Origin of the sequence: Bacillus sp. SD088 (assembly GCF_017355205.1) — a bacterium.
Classification (GTDB): Bacteria; Bacillota; Bacilli; order Bacillales; family Bacillaceae_C; genus Lederbergia.
In genome coordinates this window covers 126,275-145,501 of the sequence record NZ_JADIJK010000007.1, presented here as the reverse complement: position 1 = coordinate 145,501, position 19,227 = coordinate 126,275, and the positions used below count along the sequence as shown (strand labels likewise).

Below are 19,227 nucleotides of genomic sequence, written 5' to 3'. Positions count from 1 at the left end.
TTGGGAGGAACTTTGTTCATGAATTTACCAAATAAAATTACGATTTCTAGAATCTTTCTGATTCCAATTTTTATGGTTTTTATGCTTGTCCCATTTCATTGGGGGGTTGTACAGCTTCCTGGGACAGAAATTGAAATGGCCCACCTGATCGGTGCATTGATTTTTATTATTGCAGCCGTAACAGATTGGGTGGATGGTTATTTTGCCCGAAAATACGATTTAGTGACAACTTTAGGCAAGTTTTTGGATCCGCTTGCCGATAAACTGCTTGTGTCTGCTGCACTTATTATTTTGGCTGAGATGCAACTTGCTCCTTCTTGGATTGTTATTATTATTATTAGTCGGGAATTTGCGGTTACAGGGCTGCGACTTGTATTGGCTGGTTCAGGTGAGGTAGTTGCAGCGAAAATGTTGGGAAAAATAAAAATGTGGACGCAAATTATTGCTATTTCGGCTTTACTTCTTAATAATATCTTTTTTGAAGCAATCGGATTCCCTTTTGCTTTAATCGCTTTATGGATCGCGATGTTCTTTACAATATGGTCTGGATATGAATATTTTCACAAAAATAGAACAGCTCTTTTACAATCAAAATAATGATTATGATGTAGGAAGGATTTTGCTGAATGAATGCTGAGATTATTGGAGTAGGAACAGAACTTTTATTAGGGCAAATTGTGAATTCGAATGCACAGTTTATCTCACGTGAACTAGCAGAGCTGGGAGTTCATGTCTACTATCATACTGTCGTTGGGGATAATCCGAGGAGATTGGAAAACGCCATTTCGATAGCTGAAGAAAGAGCCGATCTTATTATTTTTACAGGTGGATTAGGACCAACTAAAGACGATTTAACGAAAGAAGTAATCGCCAATCATACTGGAAAGCAGCTTGTTGCAGACCCTATGGCGATGGAAAATATCCTTTCTTATTTTAAAAAAACGGGTAGAGAAATGTCTGAGAATAATAAAAAACAAGCGCTTGTCCTAGAGGGAGCTGCTGTACTGCCTAACGAACATGGAATGGCTCCAGGAATGTTTGTGAAGAAAGCTCAACATCTTTATATGTTATTACCTGGACCACCGCATGAAATGCAACCAATGCTCAGAAAATATGGGGCACCCGCTATTATAGATCAATTGGAATCACGTGAACGAATTGAATCAAGAGTATTGCGTTATTTTGGCATTGGCGAATCACAACTAGAGACAGAGATTGAAGATCTTATTGATGTGCAGACCAATCCAACCATTGCTCCGCTTGCAGGCGATAATGAAGTCACAATTCGTATAACTGCACGTGGTCAATCCGAGGAAAAAGCGCTACAAATGATTGAGCAGATGGAAAAGAAAATTAATGCTAGAGTGGGACAATTCTTTTATGGATATGACCAAACAACGATCATGAAAGAATTACTTACCATTTTGGATAAAAAGGATTTAACGATTGCGGCGGCAGAAAGTTTAACAGGTGGCATGTTTCAATCTGAAATGACTGGTGTGACAGGTGTAAGCACAATGTTAATTGGAGGAGTAGTTTGTTACTCTAACCAATCTAAAATAAAGCTATGCCAGGTAAAAGCTGAAACGATTGAAAAGCATGGAGTCGTAAGTGAACAATGTGCGATTGAACTAGCTGAAAATATTCGTACCATTTTAGGTACCAATATTGGAATAAGCTTTACAGGAGTAGCAGGGCCTGATTCTTTAGAAGGGCATCCAGCAGGAACAGTATGGATCGGGATTTCTTTTGATGATCGCCACACTAAAACCTATCTATTAAATCTTTCTGGTTCAAGAATTGGAAATCAAAAAAGGACAGTTAGATATGGCTGTTATTATCTGTTAAAAGAATTGGAAGAGTCCTTATAAGAAAAGCGCAAGCGCCTGTTTAGCGGCGTACAAATTTAAAGGCTTCTGACGAGATAAAGGAAACACGGTGAGGACGAAGGTACGGACCGAATGTTGACTTATCGAAGAAAGAAGACGTAAATTTGCTAGCCGCTAGGCGCTGGAGCTAGACGATCATAAAAAGCGCGTGGGCGCTTTTTATATTTGTAAAAATATTGTTTTGCGCTAGAAAATAGGGTGAAAAAGGGGTTTTCCCCTATTGAAAAATACTTTTTAAGGCTCTTTTTTTCTTGAAAATCGACGAATAAATGTTCGTTTTTTTACTTGGCAAATCAGATTAAAAGCTTTATACTAGAGTTAGCTTTAAATAATATAGCAAATTTATTTAATAGAATATAAATATAGGGAGGATATTTTATGAGTGATCGCCAAAAAGCATTAGACTTGGCATTAAAACAGATCGAGAAACAATTTGGAAAAGGTTCGGTTATGAAACTAGGAGAACAAACAAACCGAAAAATTTCTACTATATCGAGTGGCTCTCTTGCTCTTGATATTGCGCTAGGAGTTGGGGGGTATCCAAGAGGACGGGTAATAGAAATTTATGGTCCTGAGAGTTCCGGTAAAACGACCGTTGCGCTCCATGCGATTGCTGAAGTACAAGCAAACGGTGGTCAAGCGGCATTTATAGATGCTGAGCATGCCCTTGACCCTGTGTATGCCGAAAAATTGGGTGTAAATATTGATGAATTACTTCTTTCACAACCTGATACAGGCGAACAGGGCTTAGAAATTGCGGAGGCTCTCGTTAGAAGTGGAGCTATTGAAGTGATCGTCATTGATTCAGTAGCTGCATTAGTTCCAAAGGCTGAGATTGAAGGCGAAATGGGAGATGCTCACGTGGGTCTTCAGGCTCGGTTAATGTCTCAGGCACTTAGAAAATTATCAGGTGCGATTAATAAATCAAATACAATTGCTATTTTTATTAACCAAATCCGTGAAAAAGTAGGAGTCATGTTCGGAAATCAACTTCAAACTGCCTAGACTTTCAAAGCTGTTGTGAAACAAATGACCATTGAAAATTGATGGGAGAGAAAAGTTCCGTGGCTGTAAAAATAGGAAATAGACTTTTTAAAAATGTAGATTCGTGGCAAGTAGACTATATTAAGAGACACTCGGAGAAAAAGCTCAAAGAGATTGGTGGGGCTATAAATCTTGATGAAAGACGGGTTGGGGAAATTATCAAATTACTTGGTATTCCAAGAGAAAGACATTGGAAGATTTATTTACCCAAGACGAAAGAAGTGGAAGAAGAATTAAAAAACCCTTATCTTTCTCATGTGGAGATAGCTTATAAGTATAAAGTGTCAGAAGCTTGTGTTGCAAAAAGAAGAAAAGAACTTGGAGTAAATTCAAGAAGGAAAAACTATGATACCCTGATTGAAAAACAAGTTGAAGAATTCTTCTTATCCTTGATCTAGCATTTTTAAAACAAAAGCGTTTTGGAAGATGGTCGGTAGATTTTTACCTTGGGAGAAAATATTGTATAGACGTTCATGGAGAATGGTCACATTCCAAGCGAAAAATTATCGAAAGAGATAAACGCAAAAAAACCTATTTTGAAGCACACTCTATTAATTATTTGGTCATTGAAGAAAAAGAATTACTACAGCCGAAAAAAGTAATAAATAGAATAAAGCAGTTTACTCTGGGTTTCCCATGTTAGTGATAGCATGAAAAAAACCTTGTGAACCCTATTGCCTAGGGGTGTAGTTGCTAAAACTGCTAACGGTGAAGCCCCCCATTATTGGGTAATACCGTGCCAAGCCTTACCAACTTAGTAAGGAAGGTGTAGAGACTACCGAAAAGGACCGATTGGTTAACTGAGTAGGGTACGTCAGAGGATAGGCTACTGTCGGAAGTGCAAGGCTCTCTAACATAGAGATGAAGAGATAGTCCACACTATAGAAATGGTAAATCTATAGATTATGCCAGAAACAACTCCAGGTGGTAGAGCACTTAAATTCTATTCATCCGTTCGTCTGGAAGTTCGCCGTGCAGAACAACTAAAGCAAGGACAAGACATTGTCGGAAATAGAACGAAAGTAAAAGTTGTGAAAAATAAAGTTGCTCCTCCATTCCGAACTGCCGAAGTAGATATCATGTATGGAGAAGGGATTTCTCGTGAAGGTGAAATTATCGATATGGGTTCAGAACTTGATATCGTCCAAAAAAGTGGATCCTGGTATTCTTATAATGATGAGAGACTTGGGCAAGGTCGCGAAAATGCCAAACAATTCCTGAAAGAAAATGCAGAATTGAGAACTGAAATCATGCATAAAGTTCGTGATCATCATCAACTGGATGAGGAAAAAACAGCCCCTCCAGAAGTAGAGGAAGAAGAACAGAATGAGTTTAGTCTTTTAGAAGAATAAGTTTAAAAGGGAGAAAACAAAGTCCACAACATCAGCGACTTTGTTTTTTCTTCTATATAGAACTGAACATCACTTGACATTAAAACGTCACAACTATAAAATTAACATGTATATTTTACATTTTTTTCGCATGCATGAATTTGAGCTTGGCTCAGTATATTGAAACCTATGTAGCAATGTACCAGCCGACATGAAAAAAATTATTTTAATTTAATAGCAAGAGGAGGTGAAAGTATGGATACACCTATTATCATCATCTCCATTTTGCTTGCCCTTATCGTCGGTTTAGTTGTTGGCTATTTCATTTTTAAATTGATTACAGAGGCTAAAATAACAGGTGCTAAAAGTTCTGCTGAGCAGATTTTAGTAGATGCTAAGCGAGATGCGGAAGCATTAAAGAAGGAAGCCTTGTTAGAAGCGAAGGATGAAAATCACCGTCTTCGTACCGAAGCGGAACTTGAACTTCGAGATAGAAGAACCGAATTGCAAAAACAAGAAAAACGATTATTGCAAAAGGAGGAGAACCTCGACCGAAAAGACGAAACTCTTGATAAGCGGGAAAATACGCTTGAAAGGAAAGAGGAGTCTCTTAATGAAAGACAACAACATATTGAAGAGATGGAAAGCAAAGTGGATGAATTGGTCCGTAAACAAGAGGCTGAAATAGAACGGATTTCAGGCTTAACTCGTGAAGAAGCCAAAAACATTATTCTTTCAGATGTAGAAAAAGAATTGGCTCACGAGACGGCTGTTATGATCAAGGAGAGCGAAATGCAAGCAAAAGAAGAGGCTGATAAAAAAGCTAAAAATATTCTTTCACTTGCCATTCAACGTTGTTCAGCTGAACATGTGGCTGAAACAACCGTTTCTGTTGTTAATCTACCAAATGATGAAATGAAAGGGCGAATTATTGGTAGAGAAGGCCGAAATATCAGGACTCTTGAGACATTGACCGGCATTGATTTAATTATCGATGATACACCTGAAGCCGTAATTTTATCAGGGTTTGATCCGATTAGACGAGAAATTGCGCGAATAGCACTTGAAAAACTAGTTCAGGATGGACGAATTCACCCAGCGCGAATTGAAGAAATGGTGGACAAGGCTAGACGTGAAGTAGATGAGCATATTCGTGAAATCGGTGAACAGACAACATTTGAGGTCAGTGTTCACGGATTGCATCCTGATCTAATCAAAATACTTGGGCGTTTGAAATACCGCACTAGTTATGGACAAAATGTTCTTAAGCATTCAATAGAGGTTGCTTTTCTATCAGGATTGCTTGCTGCAGAATTAGGAGAAGACGTAACCCTTGCTCGTCGGGCAGGATTATTGCATGACATTGGAAAAGCAATTGATCATGAGGTGGAAGGTAGCCATGTGGAAATTGGTGTTGAGTTGGCTACAAAGTATAAAGAACATCCAGTTGTGATCAATAGTATTGCATCCCATCATGGGGATACAGAACCAACTTCGACAATTTCTGTATTAGTCGCCGCAGCAGATGCTTTGTCAGCCGCAAGACCAGGGGCTAGAAGTGAGACTCTCGAAAATTATATTCGTCGTTTGGAGAAGTTAGAAGAAATTTCCGAGTCTTATGATGGTGTTGAAAAGTCATATGCCATACAAGCCGGAAGAGAAGTTCGCATTATTGTGAAACCCGAACAAATCAATGATCTAGAGTCACATAAACTAGCACGTGATATCCGGAAGAGAATTGAACATGATCTCGATTATCCAGGGCATATTAAAGTTACTGTCATTCGAGAAACACGAGCAGTCGAATATGCAAAATGAAACAAAGCGGGGTGTGATCACTCCGCTTTTCTTATGCGTATAATTTATACTGTGATAAACTGGAACATGTTATACATGTTTAAAGAAGAAAGGGATTTTTATGGAAATTCTATTTATCGGTGATGTCGTTGGCTCACTTGGAAGAGCGATGATTCAAGAATATTTATCAAAGTTGAAAAGGAAATATCGTCCCCATGTAACCATTATTAATGGCGAAAATGCAGCAGGTGGACGGGGGATTACAGAGCAAATTTATAAACAGTTTCTTGAGGCAGGAGCAAATGCTGTTACTTTAGGGAATCATGCATGGGACAATAAGAATATATTTGAGTTTATTGACAGCGCAAAATATTTAGTGAGACCAGCAAATTTTCCAGATAAGACACCTGGAAAAGGACTGGTGTTTGTTAAAATTAATTCAATTGAAGTAGCCATTATCAATCTTCAAGGAAGAACATTTATGACTCCGCTCGATTGTCCATTTAACAAAGCGGAAGAATTAATTAATATCGCTAAAAAACGCACAAATATCATCTTTGTTGATTTCCATGCTGAGACAACCAGTGAAAAACAAGCAATGGGCTGGTTTCTCGATGGAAAGGTGACGGCTGTAATTGGTACCCATACCCATGTGCAAACCGCTGACCAACGCATCCTGCCTAATGGAACAGCCTATTTAACAGATGTAGGCATGACAGGACCCTATGATGGGATCCTTGGGATGGAAAAAGCGGCAGTTTTACAAAAATTTCGTACTGCTTTACCGGTAAGGTTTGAAGTGCCTAAGAATGGACGAACACAGTTAAGCGCTTGTGTAGTTAGTCTCAATCAAGAGACTGGAAAAGCTTTAAAGCTTCGCCCTATTCTTATTAATGACGATCACCCATTTTTAGATGAATAATTTTCTCCATTCTCTCGTTCTCTCTTTTGGACAATCTGGAATAGTTCGTAAATTCCCTGAATATAGTAACAGTGATAAGGGTTACTGCGACCTTTGATTTGTACAATTGTATGGGGAAATGACAAGGAGGAACAAGAAATGGAAATATTAAAAGTTTCAGCTAAATCCAGTCCTAATTCCGTAGCGGGTGCGCTAGCTGGCGTTCTCAGGGAAAGAGGAGGAGCGGAAATCCAAGCGATTGGAGCCGGGGCAATAAATCAGGCAGTGAAGGCAGTAGCAATTGCAAGAGGTTTTGTCGCCCCTGGAGGTGTCGATTTAATTTGTATACCCGCATTTACGGATATCCTGATTGACGGGGAAGAAAGAACAGCGATTAAGTTAATAGTAGAACCGAGATAATACAACATTCATTTTTTTACAGATAAAGTGAGACTGCCAGCAGTGGGAGGTTCTCATCCCCATTGCTGGGTAGCGGGACTCATCGGAGTGTTAGTGCTCGCTATTCCCATCTAGACATATGGGCGTCTTATCGTCTTGTAGTGAAGGATTTACGGATGTTTGTACGGAATAAAAAGATTCGTTTGCGATCTAGCCTACGGATCTTTTTTATTTTCAAAATTGATTTGAAATAGGCTAATGTTGTATTCGAAAATAAAAGACTATATACTAGTAGGGGATGTTCAAAAAGTTCGGTAAAAATTACACTTCAGGATGAAGGATCTTCGACTAAGTAACGATACGTCCTGTCTCGAACGTCGAAGTCACCCAGCCTGTGGAAGCTCGTTGGCTTGTTTCTGTGCCAGGGAAAGGATCTTCCGTTAAAACCACCCACGTCCTGTGGGTAACACGGAAGTCAGTACATCCTGTACAAGTCCGCTACTCGAAACTACGTCGCCTCGAACTCCTTGGTCCTTTTTGAACACACTATTAGAATGAATGTAAGTTTTATGAGTATTTTTTACATAAAGTTAGAAAGGGGATTTTCATGAACGAGAAACAACGTTTAGAAAGTCAGCAAGTTCAAAGTCCAAAGAGTAGTGAAGAAAAAGATTATAGCAAGTATTTTCAAACAGTCTATATGCCACCCTCTTTAAAAGATGCTCGCAGAAGAGGAAAAGAAGAAATAAAATATCATGATGATTTTGACATAGATGAACGTTTTAAAGGAATGGGAAATGGTCGTAAATTTTATATCCGAACTTACGGTTGTCAAATGAATGAACATGATACAGAAGTCATGGCAGGAATTTTTATGAATCTCGGTTATCAAGTAACCGAGACCGTAGAAGATGCTGATGTGATTTTAATGAATACTTGTGCAATCAGAGAAAATGCTGAAAACAAAGTGTTTGGTGAATTAGGACATTTAAAACATTTAAAAATGGAGAAGCCCGATCTTCTATTAGGTGTATGTGGTTGTATGGCCCAGCAAGAGTCTGTCGTCAATCGAATATTAGAAAAACATCCCTTTGTGGATATGATCTTTGGAACGCATAACATCCACCGTCTTCCTGAAATTTTAAATGAAGCATATATGTCGAAGGAAATGGTTGTTGAAGTTTGGTCTAAAGAAGGAGATGTTATTGAAAATCTTCCTAAAGTTAGGGCAGGTAAAATAAAAGCTTGGGTAAATATTATGTATGGCTGTGATAAATTCTGCACCTACTGTATCGTTCCTTATACAAGGGGAAAAGAGAGAAGTAGGAGACCAGAGGATATTATCCAAGAAGTACGTCAACTAGCGGCACATGGGTATCAAGAAATTACTGTGCTTGGTCAAAACGTAAATGCGTACGGGAAGGATTTTGAAGATATCGATTATCGCTTTGGTGATTTAATGGACGATTTGAGAAAAGTCGATATCCCCCGTGTTCGTTTCACGACAAGTCATCCTCGTGATTTTGATGATCATTTAATTGAAGTGCTAGCCAATCAAGGAAATCTTGTTGAGCATATTCATTTACCTGTTCAATCAGGCTCAAGTGCAATGCTAAAAATTATGGGACGTAAGTACACAAGAGAGCAATTTTTAGAGCTTGTTAGAAAGATCAAGCAAGCCATACCAGATATTTCTCTTTCAACTGATATTATTGTCGGGTTTCCAAATGAAACGGATGAGCAGTTTGAAGAAACAATGTCACTTTATCGTGAAGTAGGCTTTGAAACAGCCTACACATTTATCTATTCAGCAAGAGAAGGTACTCCAGCAGCAAAAATGAAAGACAATGTTTCAATGGAAGTAAAGAAAAAACGACTTCAACGCTTAAATGCTTTAGTAAATGACTTTTCAAGAAAAGCAATGGAAGCTCATAAAGGACAAATTGTTGAAGTATTAGTTGAAGGGGAGAGTAAAAATAACCCGGAGATTCTTTCTGGTTACACAAGGAAAAATAAGTTAGTGAATTTTAAAGGGCCAAAATCAGCAATTGGAAATCTGGTTCAAGTGAAAATTACTGATGCTAAAACATGGTCCTTAAACGGAGAAATGGTTGATGTAAAGGAATCGGTTGAGGTGATTTAAGTGGAAAAATATACAAAAGATGATATTTTAATTCGAGCACATGAATTAGCAACAATGATTGCAAACACAGAAGAGGTTGATTTCTTTAAGCGAGCGGAAGCACAAATAAATGAGAATCAAAAAGTCCGCGAAATGATAGCTGGGATCAAAAGTCTCCAAAAACAGGCTGTTAACTTCCAACATTATGGCAAAGAAAAAGCCCTTCATTTAGTGGAAGAGAAATTGGAGAAATTAGAAGCCGAATTAGATGAAATTCCGATTGTTCAAGAATTTAAGCAATCGCAAACAGATGTAAATGATTTATTGCAGATGGTATCATCTGCAATATCGAATAAAGTAACAGATGAAATCTTACTTTCCACTGAGGGTGATTTACTGACAGGGGAAACTGGGTCTAAAATAAAGAATAGTCCATCAAGCTGTTAATCTGTAAAATAGAGTGGTCTAAAGAGGCTGGGACAAAACTAAAAAATAAGCTCTAAAACCGAACAATGCATTACCTTAGCGGAGAAATATACGTAGACTCCAGCGGGAGGAAAGGCATCGGTGAGATCCCGGAGTGCGATAGCACGAGGAAGCTCACCAGCCGCCCGCGGAAAGCGAAGTATATTTCCGGAGCAGGGATATGCATCATACTAGTTCGGTTTTTTCTTTGGTGAAAACACTTTTGTTCCACCTCTTTACTTTTTGAAGATTTCTCCGCGTTTTCCTCAACATTCTTCCTTCACAACATACAATATCACAGGCACAAAAAGTTGTGGTTCTAGGAAATGAGCACAATCATCTAGGTAAATGCATATGATGAAGGGAAAATGAATGAGGAGGTTCGCTCGAATGGCAGAATACAGAGAAATTATAACAAAAGCAGTTGTTGCGAAAGGGCGTAAATTTACGAAAGCCAATTATACGATTAGCCCACCGCATCATCCTTCGAGCATTTTAGGCTGTTGGATTATCAATCATAAATATGAAGCACGGAAAGTCGGCAAAAAAGAAGTCGAAGTAAGCGGCTCTTTTGATATGAATGTTTGGTATTCCCATCATGATAATACAAAAACATCTGTTGCAACTGAAAGGGTAGAATACAGAGATATACTCAAACTGCATTACAAAGATCCTGATTGCATGGATGACCGACAAGTTTTAGCAAATGTTTTACAACAGCCTAATTGCGTCGAAGCGGTTATTTCTAAAAAAGGCAATAAAATTCTCGTCACAACCGAACGAGAATTTCAAGTCGATGTCATTGGTGAAACAAAAGTTTGTGTTGAAGTCCATTATGACAAATGCTCAGATGATGATGATTATGATTTACATGAAGAATTATCTGATAGTGAATTGGAAGACATCAACACGGATTTTCTCACAGCTGATGAAGGAAAAGAGTAAACCGGGAAAAATTTTTCCGGTTTTTCTTTTTGGGTAAATATTCTTTGATGAATTGAAAATTTCCATTAGTGATTGAATAAACCTTGGTATGTTATACTTGTTTGTACATAGTTTCAAGAAGAAAGGAAATCGGTACATAATGGCTCAATATACTCCGATGATACAACAATATTTAAAAATAAAGGCTGAATATCAAGATGCCTTTTTGTTTTTTCGTTTAGGAGATTTTTATGAAATGTTTTTTGAAGATGCGTTAAAAGCGTCTCAGGTTTTAGAAATCACATTAACAAGCAGGGATGGCGGAGCTGAAGAAAAAATACCGATGTGTGGGGTTCCATATCATGCTGCTACAGGTTATATAGAACAATTAATTGATAAAGGCTATAAAGTAGCCATTTGTGAGCAAACAGAAGATCCGAAGCAAGCAAAAGGTGTTGTACGACGTGAAGTGATTCAATTAATTACCCCTGGTACTGTTATGGATGAAAAAGGGCTAAATGATAAGGAAAATAACTACATTGCGTCGATTCATTGTGATCAGTCTGGAAAATATGCGCTTGCCTATACAGATTTGTCAACAGGAGAAAGCAAAGCCTTATTATTGGAGGATTCCTTAGAACGATTATCGCATGAAATAGCTTCAATTGGGGCGAAAGAAATCGTAGTTGATCCGAATTTTGATCAAAAAGAGATTACCTTCATACAGACACGCTGTCATGTGGTTATTTCTTTTGAAGATCAAGGAACAGAGACTGAAGAATTTCATGAATTAGTGAATCAGCTTCATCATCAACCATTAAAAATGGTTGCGCACCGACTATTACACTATCTAAAAAGATCACAAAAAAGAAGTCTCCACCATTTACAGGCATTTACTGAATATGAATTAAATCAATATATGAAAATTGATTATTTTTCAAAACGGAATCTCGAAATCTCAGAGTCAATCCGTGGAAATAATAATAAAGGCACATTATTATGGCTATTAGATGAAACGGTCACAGCAATGGGCGGTCGTTTATTGCGACAATGGATGGATCGCCCTCTTATTAACGAAATGAAGATTAAACAACGGCTTGATATGGTTGAAACGCTATTGGAACATTATTTTGAAAGAGAAGACCTACGAGATAAATTAACCGGCGTGTATGATTTAGAGCGTCTATCTGGTCGCGTTGCCTTTGGAAATGCAAATGCCCGCGATTTTATTCAGTTGAAAAAGTCCTTAATGCAAATCCCAGCTATCAAACAATTAACGGAACAATTAGAGCAAGAGTGGGCGAAGGATTTAGCAAATCAGTTAGATCCATGTGAAGATTTAGTCACCTTGTTAGAAAATGCGATTATTGATCAACCCCCGTTAACAATTAAAGAGGGAGGACTTATTAAAGATGGTTTCCATCAAGAACTGGACAAGTATCGAGATGCCAGCCGAAATGGAAAACAATGGCTTGCTCAGTTAGAAAAAAAAGAAAGAGAAAAAACGGGAATAAAATCTTTAAAAGTAGGGTTTAACCGAGTATTCGGTTATTATATTGAAGTGACACGAGCGAATACCCATCTCCTTGAAGATTCACGCTATGAACGGAAACAAACATTAGCCAATTCAGAGAGATATATAACGCCTGAATTAAAAGAAAAAGAAGCACTTATTCTCCAAGCAGAGGAAAAAAGTGTCGATTTAGAATACGAATTATTTCTAAACATAAGGGAAACGGTGCAATCTTATATAAAAAGGATTCAACAAACGGCCAAAATCATCAGTATGTTAGATGTTTTTCAATGTTTTGCAACACTTAGTGAAAAGCGCCATTATACACGTCCCCTTTTCAACTCAAATCGAAACATTGCTATAGAAGAAGGACGACATCCAGTTGTTGAGAAGGTGATGGATTCCAATCATTATGTACCAAATGATTGTTATATGAATGAGCAGAATGAGATGTTTTTAATCACAGGGCCAAATATGTCGGGTAAGAGTACATATATGCGACAAATTGCCTTGATTGCTCTAATGGCCCAAATTGGTTGTTTTGTTCCAGCCAAATCCGTTGAGTTACCAATCTTTGATCAGATATTTACGCGGATTGGAGCGGCGGATGACTTAATTTCAGGACAAAGTACCTTTATGGTTGAGATGCTTGAAGCGAAAAATGCACTCATGCATGCGACAAATGATAGTTTAATCCTGTTCGATGAAATAGGACGTGGAACGTCTACCTATGATGGAATGGCTTTGGCACAAGCAATTATTGAATATATCCATGAAAATATCGGAGCTAAAACACTTTTTTCAACCCATTATCATGAATTAACGGTCTTGGAAGAAAAGTTAGCCAAATTAAGCAATGTACATGTTAGTGCCATTGAGCAACAAGGAAAACTTGTTTTTCTTCATAAAGTAAAGAAAGGGGCAGCGGATAAAAGCTATGGTATTCATGTTGCAGAATTAGCGGAACTTCCGGCAAGCCTTATTAAACGAGCGAATGAAGTATTAGCTGAATTGGAAAAATCAGCTAGAGATTCACGGCTTGAAACAGCCGTATCAATGGATGAAGAAAATGACAAAGTTCAAGAACAGCTCACATTGTTTGAACCACCAAAACCAACTCAAACTCGTACTTCAGATCACAAAGTGTTAGAGAAAATCCGCAACATCGATATTTTAGAATTAAACCCGATGCAAGCGATGAATTTACTCTATGAGCTTAAAAAACAAGTTAAATAGGAAGTTCAAAAATAAGGATCAAAGGCTAAATTCGCGACATCAATCGCCACGTCTTTGTGACCTGCGTCCTGCAGGCCTCCGGTTAAATGACACAACGAGAAAGTGACTTCGATTAAGTGCCGACACCTTCTATGACGAACATTAATGATTGCGTAATCGTCGACTTGGTCTTTTTTTGAACATACCCTTAATCATAAAGAATGAAAGGTGGAATCATGATGTCCGAAATTATTGAATTAGATGATTACCTTTCTAATAAAATTGCTGCAGGAGAGGTAGTAGAACGTCCTGCCTCTGTTGTAAAAGAATTGATAGAAAATGCGATTGATGCCTGTAGCACGATCATTGAAATTGATGTGGAAGAAGCTGGCCTGGGGAAAATTCGGGTTTTAGATAACGGGGAGGGCATTGATGAAGAAGATGTCCTAAGAGCATTTAAACGACATGCCACAAGTAAGATTAAAGATGAAAATGATCTGTTTCGAATTCGCACATTAGGATTTAGGGGGGAGGCTCTCCCTAGTATCGCTTCAGTTTCCATGGTTGAACTAACCTCGGCTAAAGCCGGAAAACCGGGTACAAAAGTCTGTTTAGAGGCGGGGAAATTACTTCGTCAAGAAAAGTCATCCGCTCGTGTTGGGACAGAGCTAACGGTTTCTGGATTGTTTTTTAACACACCTGCCCGTTTAAAATATATGAAGTCCATTCATACGGAAATTGGTCATATTTCTGATATTGTCAATCGCTTAGCCCTTGCTCATCCGGAAATTTCCTTCCGACTTCGTCATAATGACAGAGAGTTATTAAGAACAAATGGAAACGGTGATATTCGGCAAGTGTTAGCGGCTATTTATGGAATGAATATCGCCAGAAAAATGATTCCAATTACAGCACAATCGCTTGATTTTACACTGAGTGGTTGGATAGCATTACCAGAAATCACTCGGGCCTCTCGAAATTATATTTCAACGATGGTCAATGGCCGGTTTATCAAGAATTATTCGTTAGTGAATGCGATTATGAATGGATATCATACTTTATTACCAATCAATCGTCATCCTATTGTTTTATTATCTATAGAGATGGATCCGATATTAGTAGACGTCAATGTTCACCCGGCTAAAATGACTGTTCGCCTTAGTAAAGAAACTGAGCTTGAACAGTTAATTTCAACCACCATCAAGCAAGCATTTCAACAACAAGAGTTAATTCCAGAGGGAAATATAGCAAAGAGAAATGAACAGAAATCGGAGCAAACCTATCTGCATCTTGAAGAAAATAAACCAGCTAAATCACTATTTTCAAAAAGTGAGGAATATTCGATAAGCAAGCCGTCTATCCCACATACGGATACATCAGTGCCAGATGAAACAGCAACTGAGTATAAGCCGGAGATTGAAGAACAGCCGACAGGTTTTGTCGCTAAAGAAGCTGTTACAACAATGGATCCGGTCATCGAAAAGAAGAGGGAGGTAGCATCTGATCGAATCCCACCTTTATATGCAATTGGCCAATTGCATGGTACCTATATTTTAGCGCAAAATGATCGAGGTTTTTATATGATCGATCAACACGCAGCCCAAGAACGTATAAAATATGAGTATTTCCGTGAAAAGGTGGGAGAAGTGACCAATGAACTCCAAGAAATGCTCGTTCCTTTAACATTGGAATTTTCGACAGATGAATATATTAAAATAGGAGAATATAAGAATGAACTAGAAACAGTCGGGATTTTTTTGGAAGACTTTGGGACGAATAGTTTTATTGTTCGCTCGCACCCGAACTGGTTTCCGAAGGGCTATGAAAAAGAAACGATTGAGGATCTCATTGAGCAACTTCTTGCTATGAAAAAGATGAATATTAAGACCTTACTAGAAGAAGCAGCGATTATGATGAGTTGTAAAGGATCTATAAAAGCAAATCGTTTTTTAAGACAAGATGAAATTCAAGCTTTACTTCAGGAATTGCGTCAAACCGAAGATCCTTTCACATGCCCACATGGCAGGCCAATTATCGTTCATTTTTCAACGTACGAAATAGAAAAAATGTTTAAAAGAATTATGTAAGATAATTGTCAAATGTCATACGGATTAAAAATATAGAGTACGATACAATAGAAATAACATTTAGGCTAACAGATAGGAGTAATGATAAAAGTGTATACATTCCTGATTATTGCTGTTATTGTTGTATTCATAATTGCTCTTGTTGGTACTTTATTAGTTGGCAAAGAAGTAAGTACCAAGCAAAAACAATACGAAGTAGAAGGCGATTCACTCAAAGAAGAGATTGCTAGATCTCATGAATATGAGACAAAGTCATTAAAAACAAATATAAAATCATTAACATGGATCTATATCGGCTTAACAGTACTTGTAATAGCGACTGCGATTGGCATTATGATTTCGTTTTAAATAAAACCATCTGGATTATACTTCCAGATGGTTTTATTTTATGGTATTACATAATATTATTATGTAAACTTAAAGACGAAAATGACCATAATACTATAAGCCCATTGATAAGATATGGTATTATTTAAAAAAATGGTGTTTTGAGAAAGCAGTGAATGAAATTGCCAAGCAGACAGAAGGAAAAGGTTGTTTCCGTCATTGGACCAACCGCTGTAGGGAAAACAGAATTAAGTCTACAAATTGCTAAAAGATTTAATGGGGAAATTATTAGTGGCGATTCAATGCAAATTTATAGAGGGATGGATATTGGAACAGCAAAAATTAAACCTAGCGAAATGCAAGGAGTGCCTCATCATCTTTTAAGTTTTAAAGATCCACGGGAGTCATTTTCGGTAGCAGAATATCAAAAAGTTGTCAGAGAAAAAATTAAAGAGGTACAGAGTAGAGGGCATTTACCTATTCTTGTTGGAGGAACGGGACTATATATTCAATCCGTCTTATATGACTATCAATTTTCCGATGCACCTGCTGATCCATCCTTTAGGAAGAGGATGGAAGAAAAAGTTCAGTCAGGAGAAGCAATGAATTTATATAATCAGTTAGAAGCCGTTGACCCTGATGCTGCAGACAAAATCCATCCAAATAATCATCGTCGGGTAATAAGAGCGTTAGAAATCTTTCATTGTACAGGAAAAACAATGACTGAATTCCAAAAAAAGCAACAAAATATTCCTTTATATCAAGATGTATTAATTGGATTAACAATGGATAGAGAAATATTATATCAACGAATTGATCACAGAGTTGATATAATGATGGAGGAAGGACTTGTTCAAGAGGTAAGCGATCTGATGAACAATGGCCTTCATCGTGAACACCAATCCATGAAGGCAATCGGCTATAAAGAAATCGCTGATTATCTTGAAAAAAGAACTTCTTATGAAGAAGCACTTACTTTACTTAAAAAGAATTCCCGTCATTACGCTAAGCGTCAATTAACATGGTTTAGAAATAAAATGGAGGCGGAATGGTTTGATTTAACGGATCAAAGGGAAGACTGGAAAAAAATAGCCGGAATTATCGATTTTATAGCAGGAAAGCTTGAATTAAAATCGAATAATTAAATATAGAGATAAATTAGGAGGCCATTTAATGAAATCATCAGTCAATATTCAAGATCAATTTTTGAATCAACTTCGAAAGGAAGCAATCCCAGTTACTTTATTTCTACTAAATGGATTTCAACTTCGCGGAAATGTTAAGGGATTTGATAATTTTACAGTACTGTTTGAATCAGAAGGAAAACAACAATTAGTATTTAAACATGCTATCTCAACTTTTTCACCCCAACGTAATATTCAAATTAAATTAGAAGAATAAACCGTTTGAAGAAAGCTGTTTGCAATAGGTTCCTTATAAAATAAGGATTCTGTTATAAACGGCTTTCTTTGTATCCTGCATTATTGGGCAGGATACTTCCCACTAATTAGGTCAAGTGTACTGAATATCACACACACATAAGAATTCATTCGTACATATTTTAGCATTTCCCGTTTTCCACAGTAATGGCTGCGATTAAGGTTGAATATACTGAAATAATCCTTTTTAAAAAGATAAAAACGTATAATTTTAGCTAATACTGGATCTAGCTCCAGTGCCTAGGCCGGGAAGCTCACAGGATGTCCGTTCATCAGCGTTGCGACGTACAGGATATTACTAGTGCAGACGAAGCGACAGGACGTCGCTGTTTGAGTCTGCCGCCGGGACGTCGCGAACTTAGCCGATGTTCTTACATCAAGGCGCTTGTGCGTTTGTTCTGGTTTGAGAAATTATAAAATTGTAGCTTATGGATAAGTGTTTACCTTGCAATTGTTGTCTAGCTCCAGGCGCCATCGGCTTGAGGCTCGCAGGAGCGAGTCCATCGGCGTTGCCACAGGACGTGGCGACCTTAGCCGATGTTCCACGAAATAACCTGAGCCAATGAAAGGCAAAGAACGCCTTTCTTTGTCTCAGAACATTTGCTTCTCGCCGATAGGTGGGCGCCTTGCGCTTTTCTTGATTGAACTGGGCACAAAATTGCAGCTTTGGGCGTATACTGTTTTTAATGTGAGGTGATGAGGATGAGTGAACCGATTAGAATGAAAAATAATGGACAGATCAGTATTATGCTGAATGTGAATAATAGAGAAAAGAAATCTGATTTGCAAAAGAGCATATCACCAAAACCTTTATCACAAGAACATGCGATCCTGAAAGAGATTGAAAAAGAAATGAATACTCTTGTTGGAATGACACAAATAAAAAAAATGATGAAAGAAGTATATGCCTGGATCTATATAAATAAAAGACGAGAAGAAGCGGGATTAAAACCAGGGCAGCAAGTTTTGCACATGATGTTTAAAGGTAATCCAGGTACAGGGAAAACAACGGTTGCCCGATTAATCGGAAAGCTATTTCAAAAAATGGATATTTTGCCTAAGGGACATCTGATTGAAGCTGAAAGAGCCGATTTAGTGGGAGAATATATTGGTCATACTGCTCAAAAAACACGTGATTTAATCAAGAAAGCAACAGGAGGAGTTTTATTTATTGATGAAGCCTATTCATTAGGACGTGGCGGGGAAAAAGATTTTGGAAAAGAAGCGATTGATACATTAGTGAAGCATATGGAAGATAAGCAAAATGAATTTATTCTTATTTTAGCGGGATACTCCCAAGAAATGGATTATTTTCTTAGTTTGAATCCTGGCCTCCATTCTCGCTTTCCACTCGTTTTTCATTTTCCGGACTATACGGCTAATGAATTAATGGATATCGGACGTCGGATGGTGGGAGAGAAAGAATATATTTTAAGCAAAGAAGCAGAGGCAAAATTGAAAGATCACTTGCTTTATGTGAAAGGCATAAAGGGGGAGCATTTTTCAAATGGGCGTTACGTTCGCAACCAAATCGAAAAAGCAATTCGCTCACAAGCGATGCGACTTTTAAGTGAATCACATTTAGATAAAAATAGATTAGCAACCTTGATGAGCGAAGATTTTAATTTCTCTAAGTAGGGTTGAAAATACTGTCCTTATGGCCAGCACTTGGCTATAAGACAGTTTAGAAATTTGTTATGTACAAGTATACATACACTAATAAGACGTTATTTGGAAAACGCTAAATTCGTCTTTAAAATCGCTTTTTGTTATG

At 37.7% G+C, this 19,227-nt stretch carries 15 protein-coding genes and 2 pseudogenes; all 17 read left to right on the top strand.

The annotated features are described in order from the left end of the window. Positions 1-18 precede the first annotated feature (18 nt). The 17 genes and pseudogenes from pgsA to spoVK all read left to right on the top strand — a co-directional run bounded on the left by pgsA (position 19) and on the right by spoVK (position 19,091). Complete coding sequence (gene pgsA, locus IPU53_RS08550) at positions 19-597, top strand: CDP-diacylglycerol--glycerol-3-phosphate 3-phosphatidyltransferase (protein WP_207449818.1); 579 nt, start codon at positions 19-21, stop codon at positions 595-597. A gap of 29 nt (positions 598-626) precedes the next feature. After that, the gene (locus tag IPU53_RS08545; protein WP_207449816.1) at positions 627-1,871 is read left to right on the top strand and encodes a competence/damage-inducible protein A; all 1,245 of its coding nucleotides are present in this window, start codon (positions 627-629) and stop codon (positions 1,869-1,871) included. A 396-nt stretch (positions 1,872-2,267) separates the two neighbouring features. Continuing rightward, positions 2,268-2,876 (top strand): annotated as a pseudogene (gene recA / locus IPU53_RS08540) (recombinase RecA); the annotation flags it as partial. A gap of 77 nt (positions 2,877-2,953) precedes the next feature. Continuing rightward, positions 2,954-3,331 carry a hypothetical protein gene (locus tag IPU53_RS24905; protein ID WP_242698155.1) on the top strand — a complete coding sequence of 126 codons (378 nt, stop codon included), beginning with the start codon at positions 2,954-2,956 and terminating at the stop codon, positions 3,329-3,331. Positions 3,332-3,841: 510 nt separating this feature from the next. Then, positions 3,842-4,285: pseudogene (locus IPU53_RS08530) on the top strand (recombinase RecA); the annotation flags it as partial. Positions 4,286-4,519: 234 nt separating this feature from the next. Further along, positions 4,520-6,082 carry a ribonuclease Y gene (gene rny / locus IPU53_RS08525; protein ID WP_207449815.1) on the top strand — a complete coding sequence of 521 codons (1,563 nt, stop codon included), beginning with the start codon at positions 4,520-4,522 and terminating at the stop codon, positions 6,080-6,082. A 100-nt stretch (positions 6,083-6,182) separates the two neighbouring features. Then, positions 6,183-6,983, top strand: a complete 801-nt coding sequence (locus IPU53_RS08520) for a TIGR00282 family metallophosphoesterase (RefSeq protein ID WP_207449814.1) — start codon at positions 6,183-6,185, stop codon at positions 6,981-6,983. Between the two features lie 138 nt (positions 6,984-7,121). Next, positions 7,122-7,382: a stage V sporulation protein S gene (gene spoVS / locus IPU53_RS08515; protein ID WP_207449813.1), complete on the top strand. Its 261-nt coding sequence runs from the start codon at positions 7,122-7,124 to the stop codon at positions 7,380-7,382. 586 nt (positions 7,383-7,968) lie between these two features. Further along, positions 7,969-9,504, top strand: a complete 1,536-nt coding sequence (miaB, locus tag IPU53_RS08510; RefSeq protein WP_207449812.1) for a tRNA (N6-isopentenyl adenosine(37)-C2)-methylthiotransferase MiaB — start codon at positions 7,969-7,971, stop codon at positions 9,502-9,504. After that, the gene (locus tag IPU53_RS08505) at positions 9,505-9,930 is read left to right on the top strand and encodes a RicAFT regulatory complex protein RicA family protein (RefSeq protein ID WP_207449811.1); all 426 of its coding nucleotides are present in this window, start codon (positions 9,505-9,507) and stop codon (positions 9,928-9,930) included. A gap of 408 nt (positions 9,931-10,338) precedes the next feature. Then, complete coding sequence (gene cotE, locus IPU53_RS08500; protein WP_207449810.1) at positions 10,339-10,893, top strand: outer spore coat protein CotE; 555 nt, start codon at positions 10,339-10,341, stop codon at positions 10,891-10,893. Between the two features lie 139 nt (positions 10,894-11,032). Continuing rightward, positions 11,033-13,621 carry a DNA mismatch repair protein MutS gene (gene mutS / locus IPU53_RS08495; protein ID WP_207449808.1) on the top strand — a complete coding sequence of 863 codons (2,589 nt, stop codon included), beginning with the start codon at positions 11,033-11,035 and terminating at the stop codon, positions 13,619-13,621. A 218-nt stretch (positions 13,622-13,839) separates the two neighbouring features. After that, a complete protein-coding gene (gene mutL, locus IPU53_RS08490) occupies positions 13,840-15,687 on the top strand; it encodes a DNA mismatch repair endonuclease MutL (protein ID WP_207449922.1) in 1,848 nt (615 codons plus the stop codon). A gap of 90 nt (positions 15,688-15,777) precedes the next feature. Beyond that, a complete protein-coding gene (locus IPU53_RS08485) occupies positions 15,778-16,035 on the top strand; it encodes a hypothetical protein (RefSeq protein ID WP_207449806.1) in 258 nt (85 codons plus the stop codon). Between the two features lie 155 nt (positions 16,036-16,190). Further along, positions 16,191-17,159, top strand: coding sequence for a tRNA (adenosine(37)-N6)-dimethylallyltransferase MiaA (miaA, locus tag IPU53_RS08480; RefSeq protein ID WP_207449804.1), 969 nt, complete (start codon positions 16,191-16,193; stop codon positions 17,157-17,159). A 28-nt stretch (positions 17,160-17,187) separates the two neighbouring features. Beyond that, positions 17,188-17,415 (top strand): RNA chaperone Hfq, encoded by a 228-nt coding sequence (gene hfq / locus IPU53_RS08475; RefSeq protein ID WP_207449803.1) that lies wholly within the window; start codon positions 17,188-17,190, stop codon positions 17,413-17,415. A 740-nt stretch (positions 17,416-18,155) separates the two neighbouring features. After that, positions 18,156-19,091, top strand: a complete 936-nt coding sequence (gene spoVK / locus IPU53_RS08470) for a stage V sporulation protein K (protein ID WP_207449802.1) — start codon at positions 18,156-18,158, stop codon at positions 19,089-19,091. Positions 19,092-19,227 lie beyond the last annotated feature (136 nt).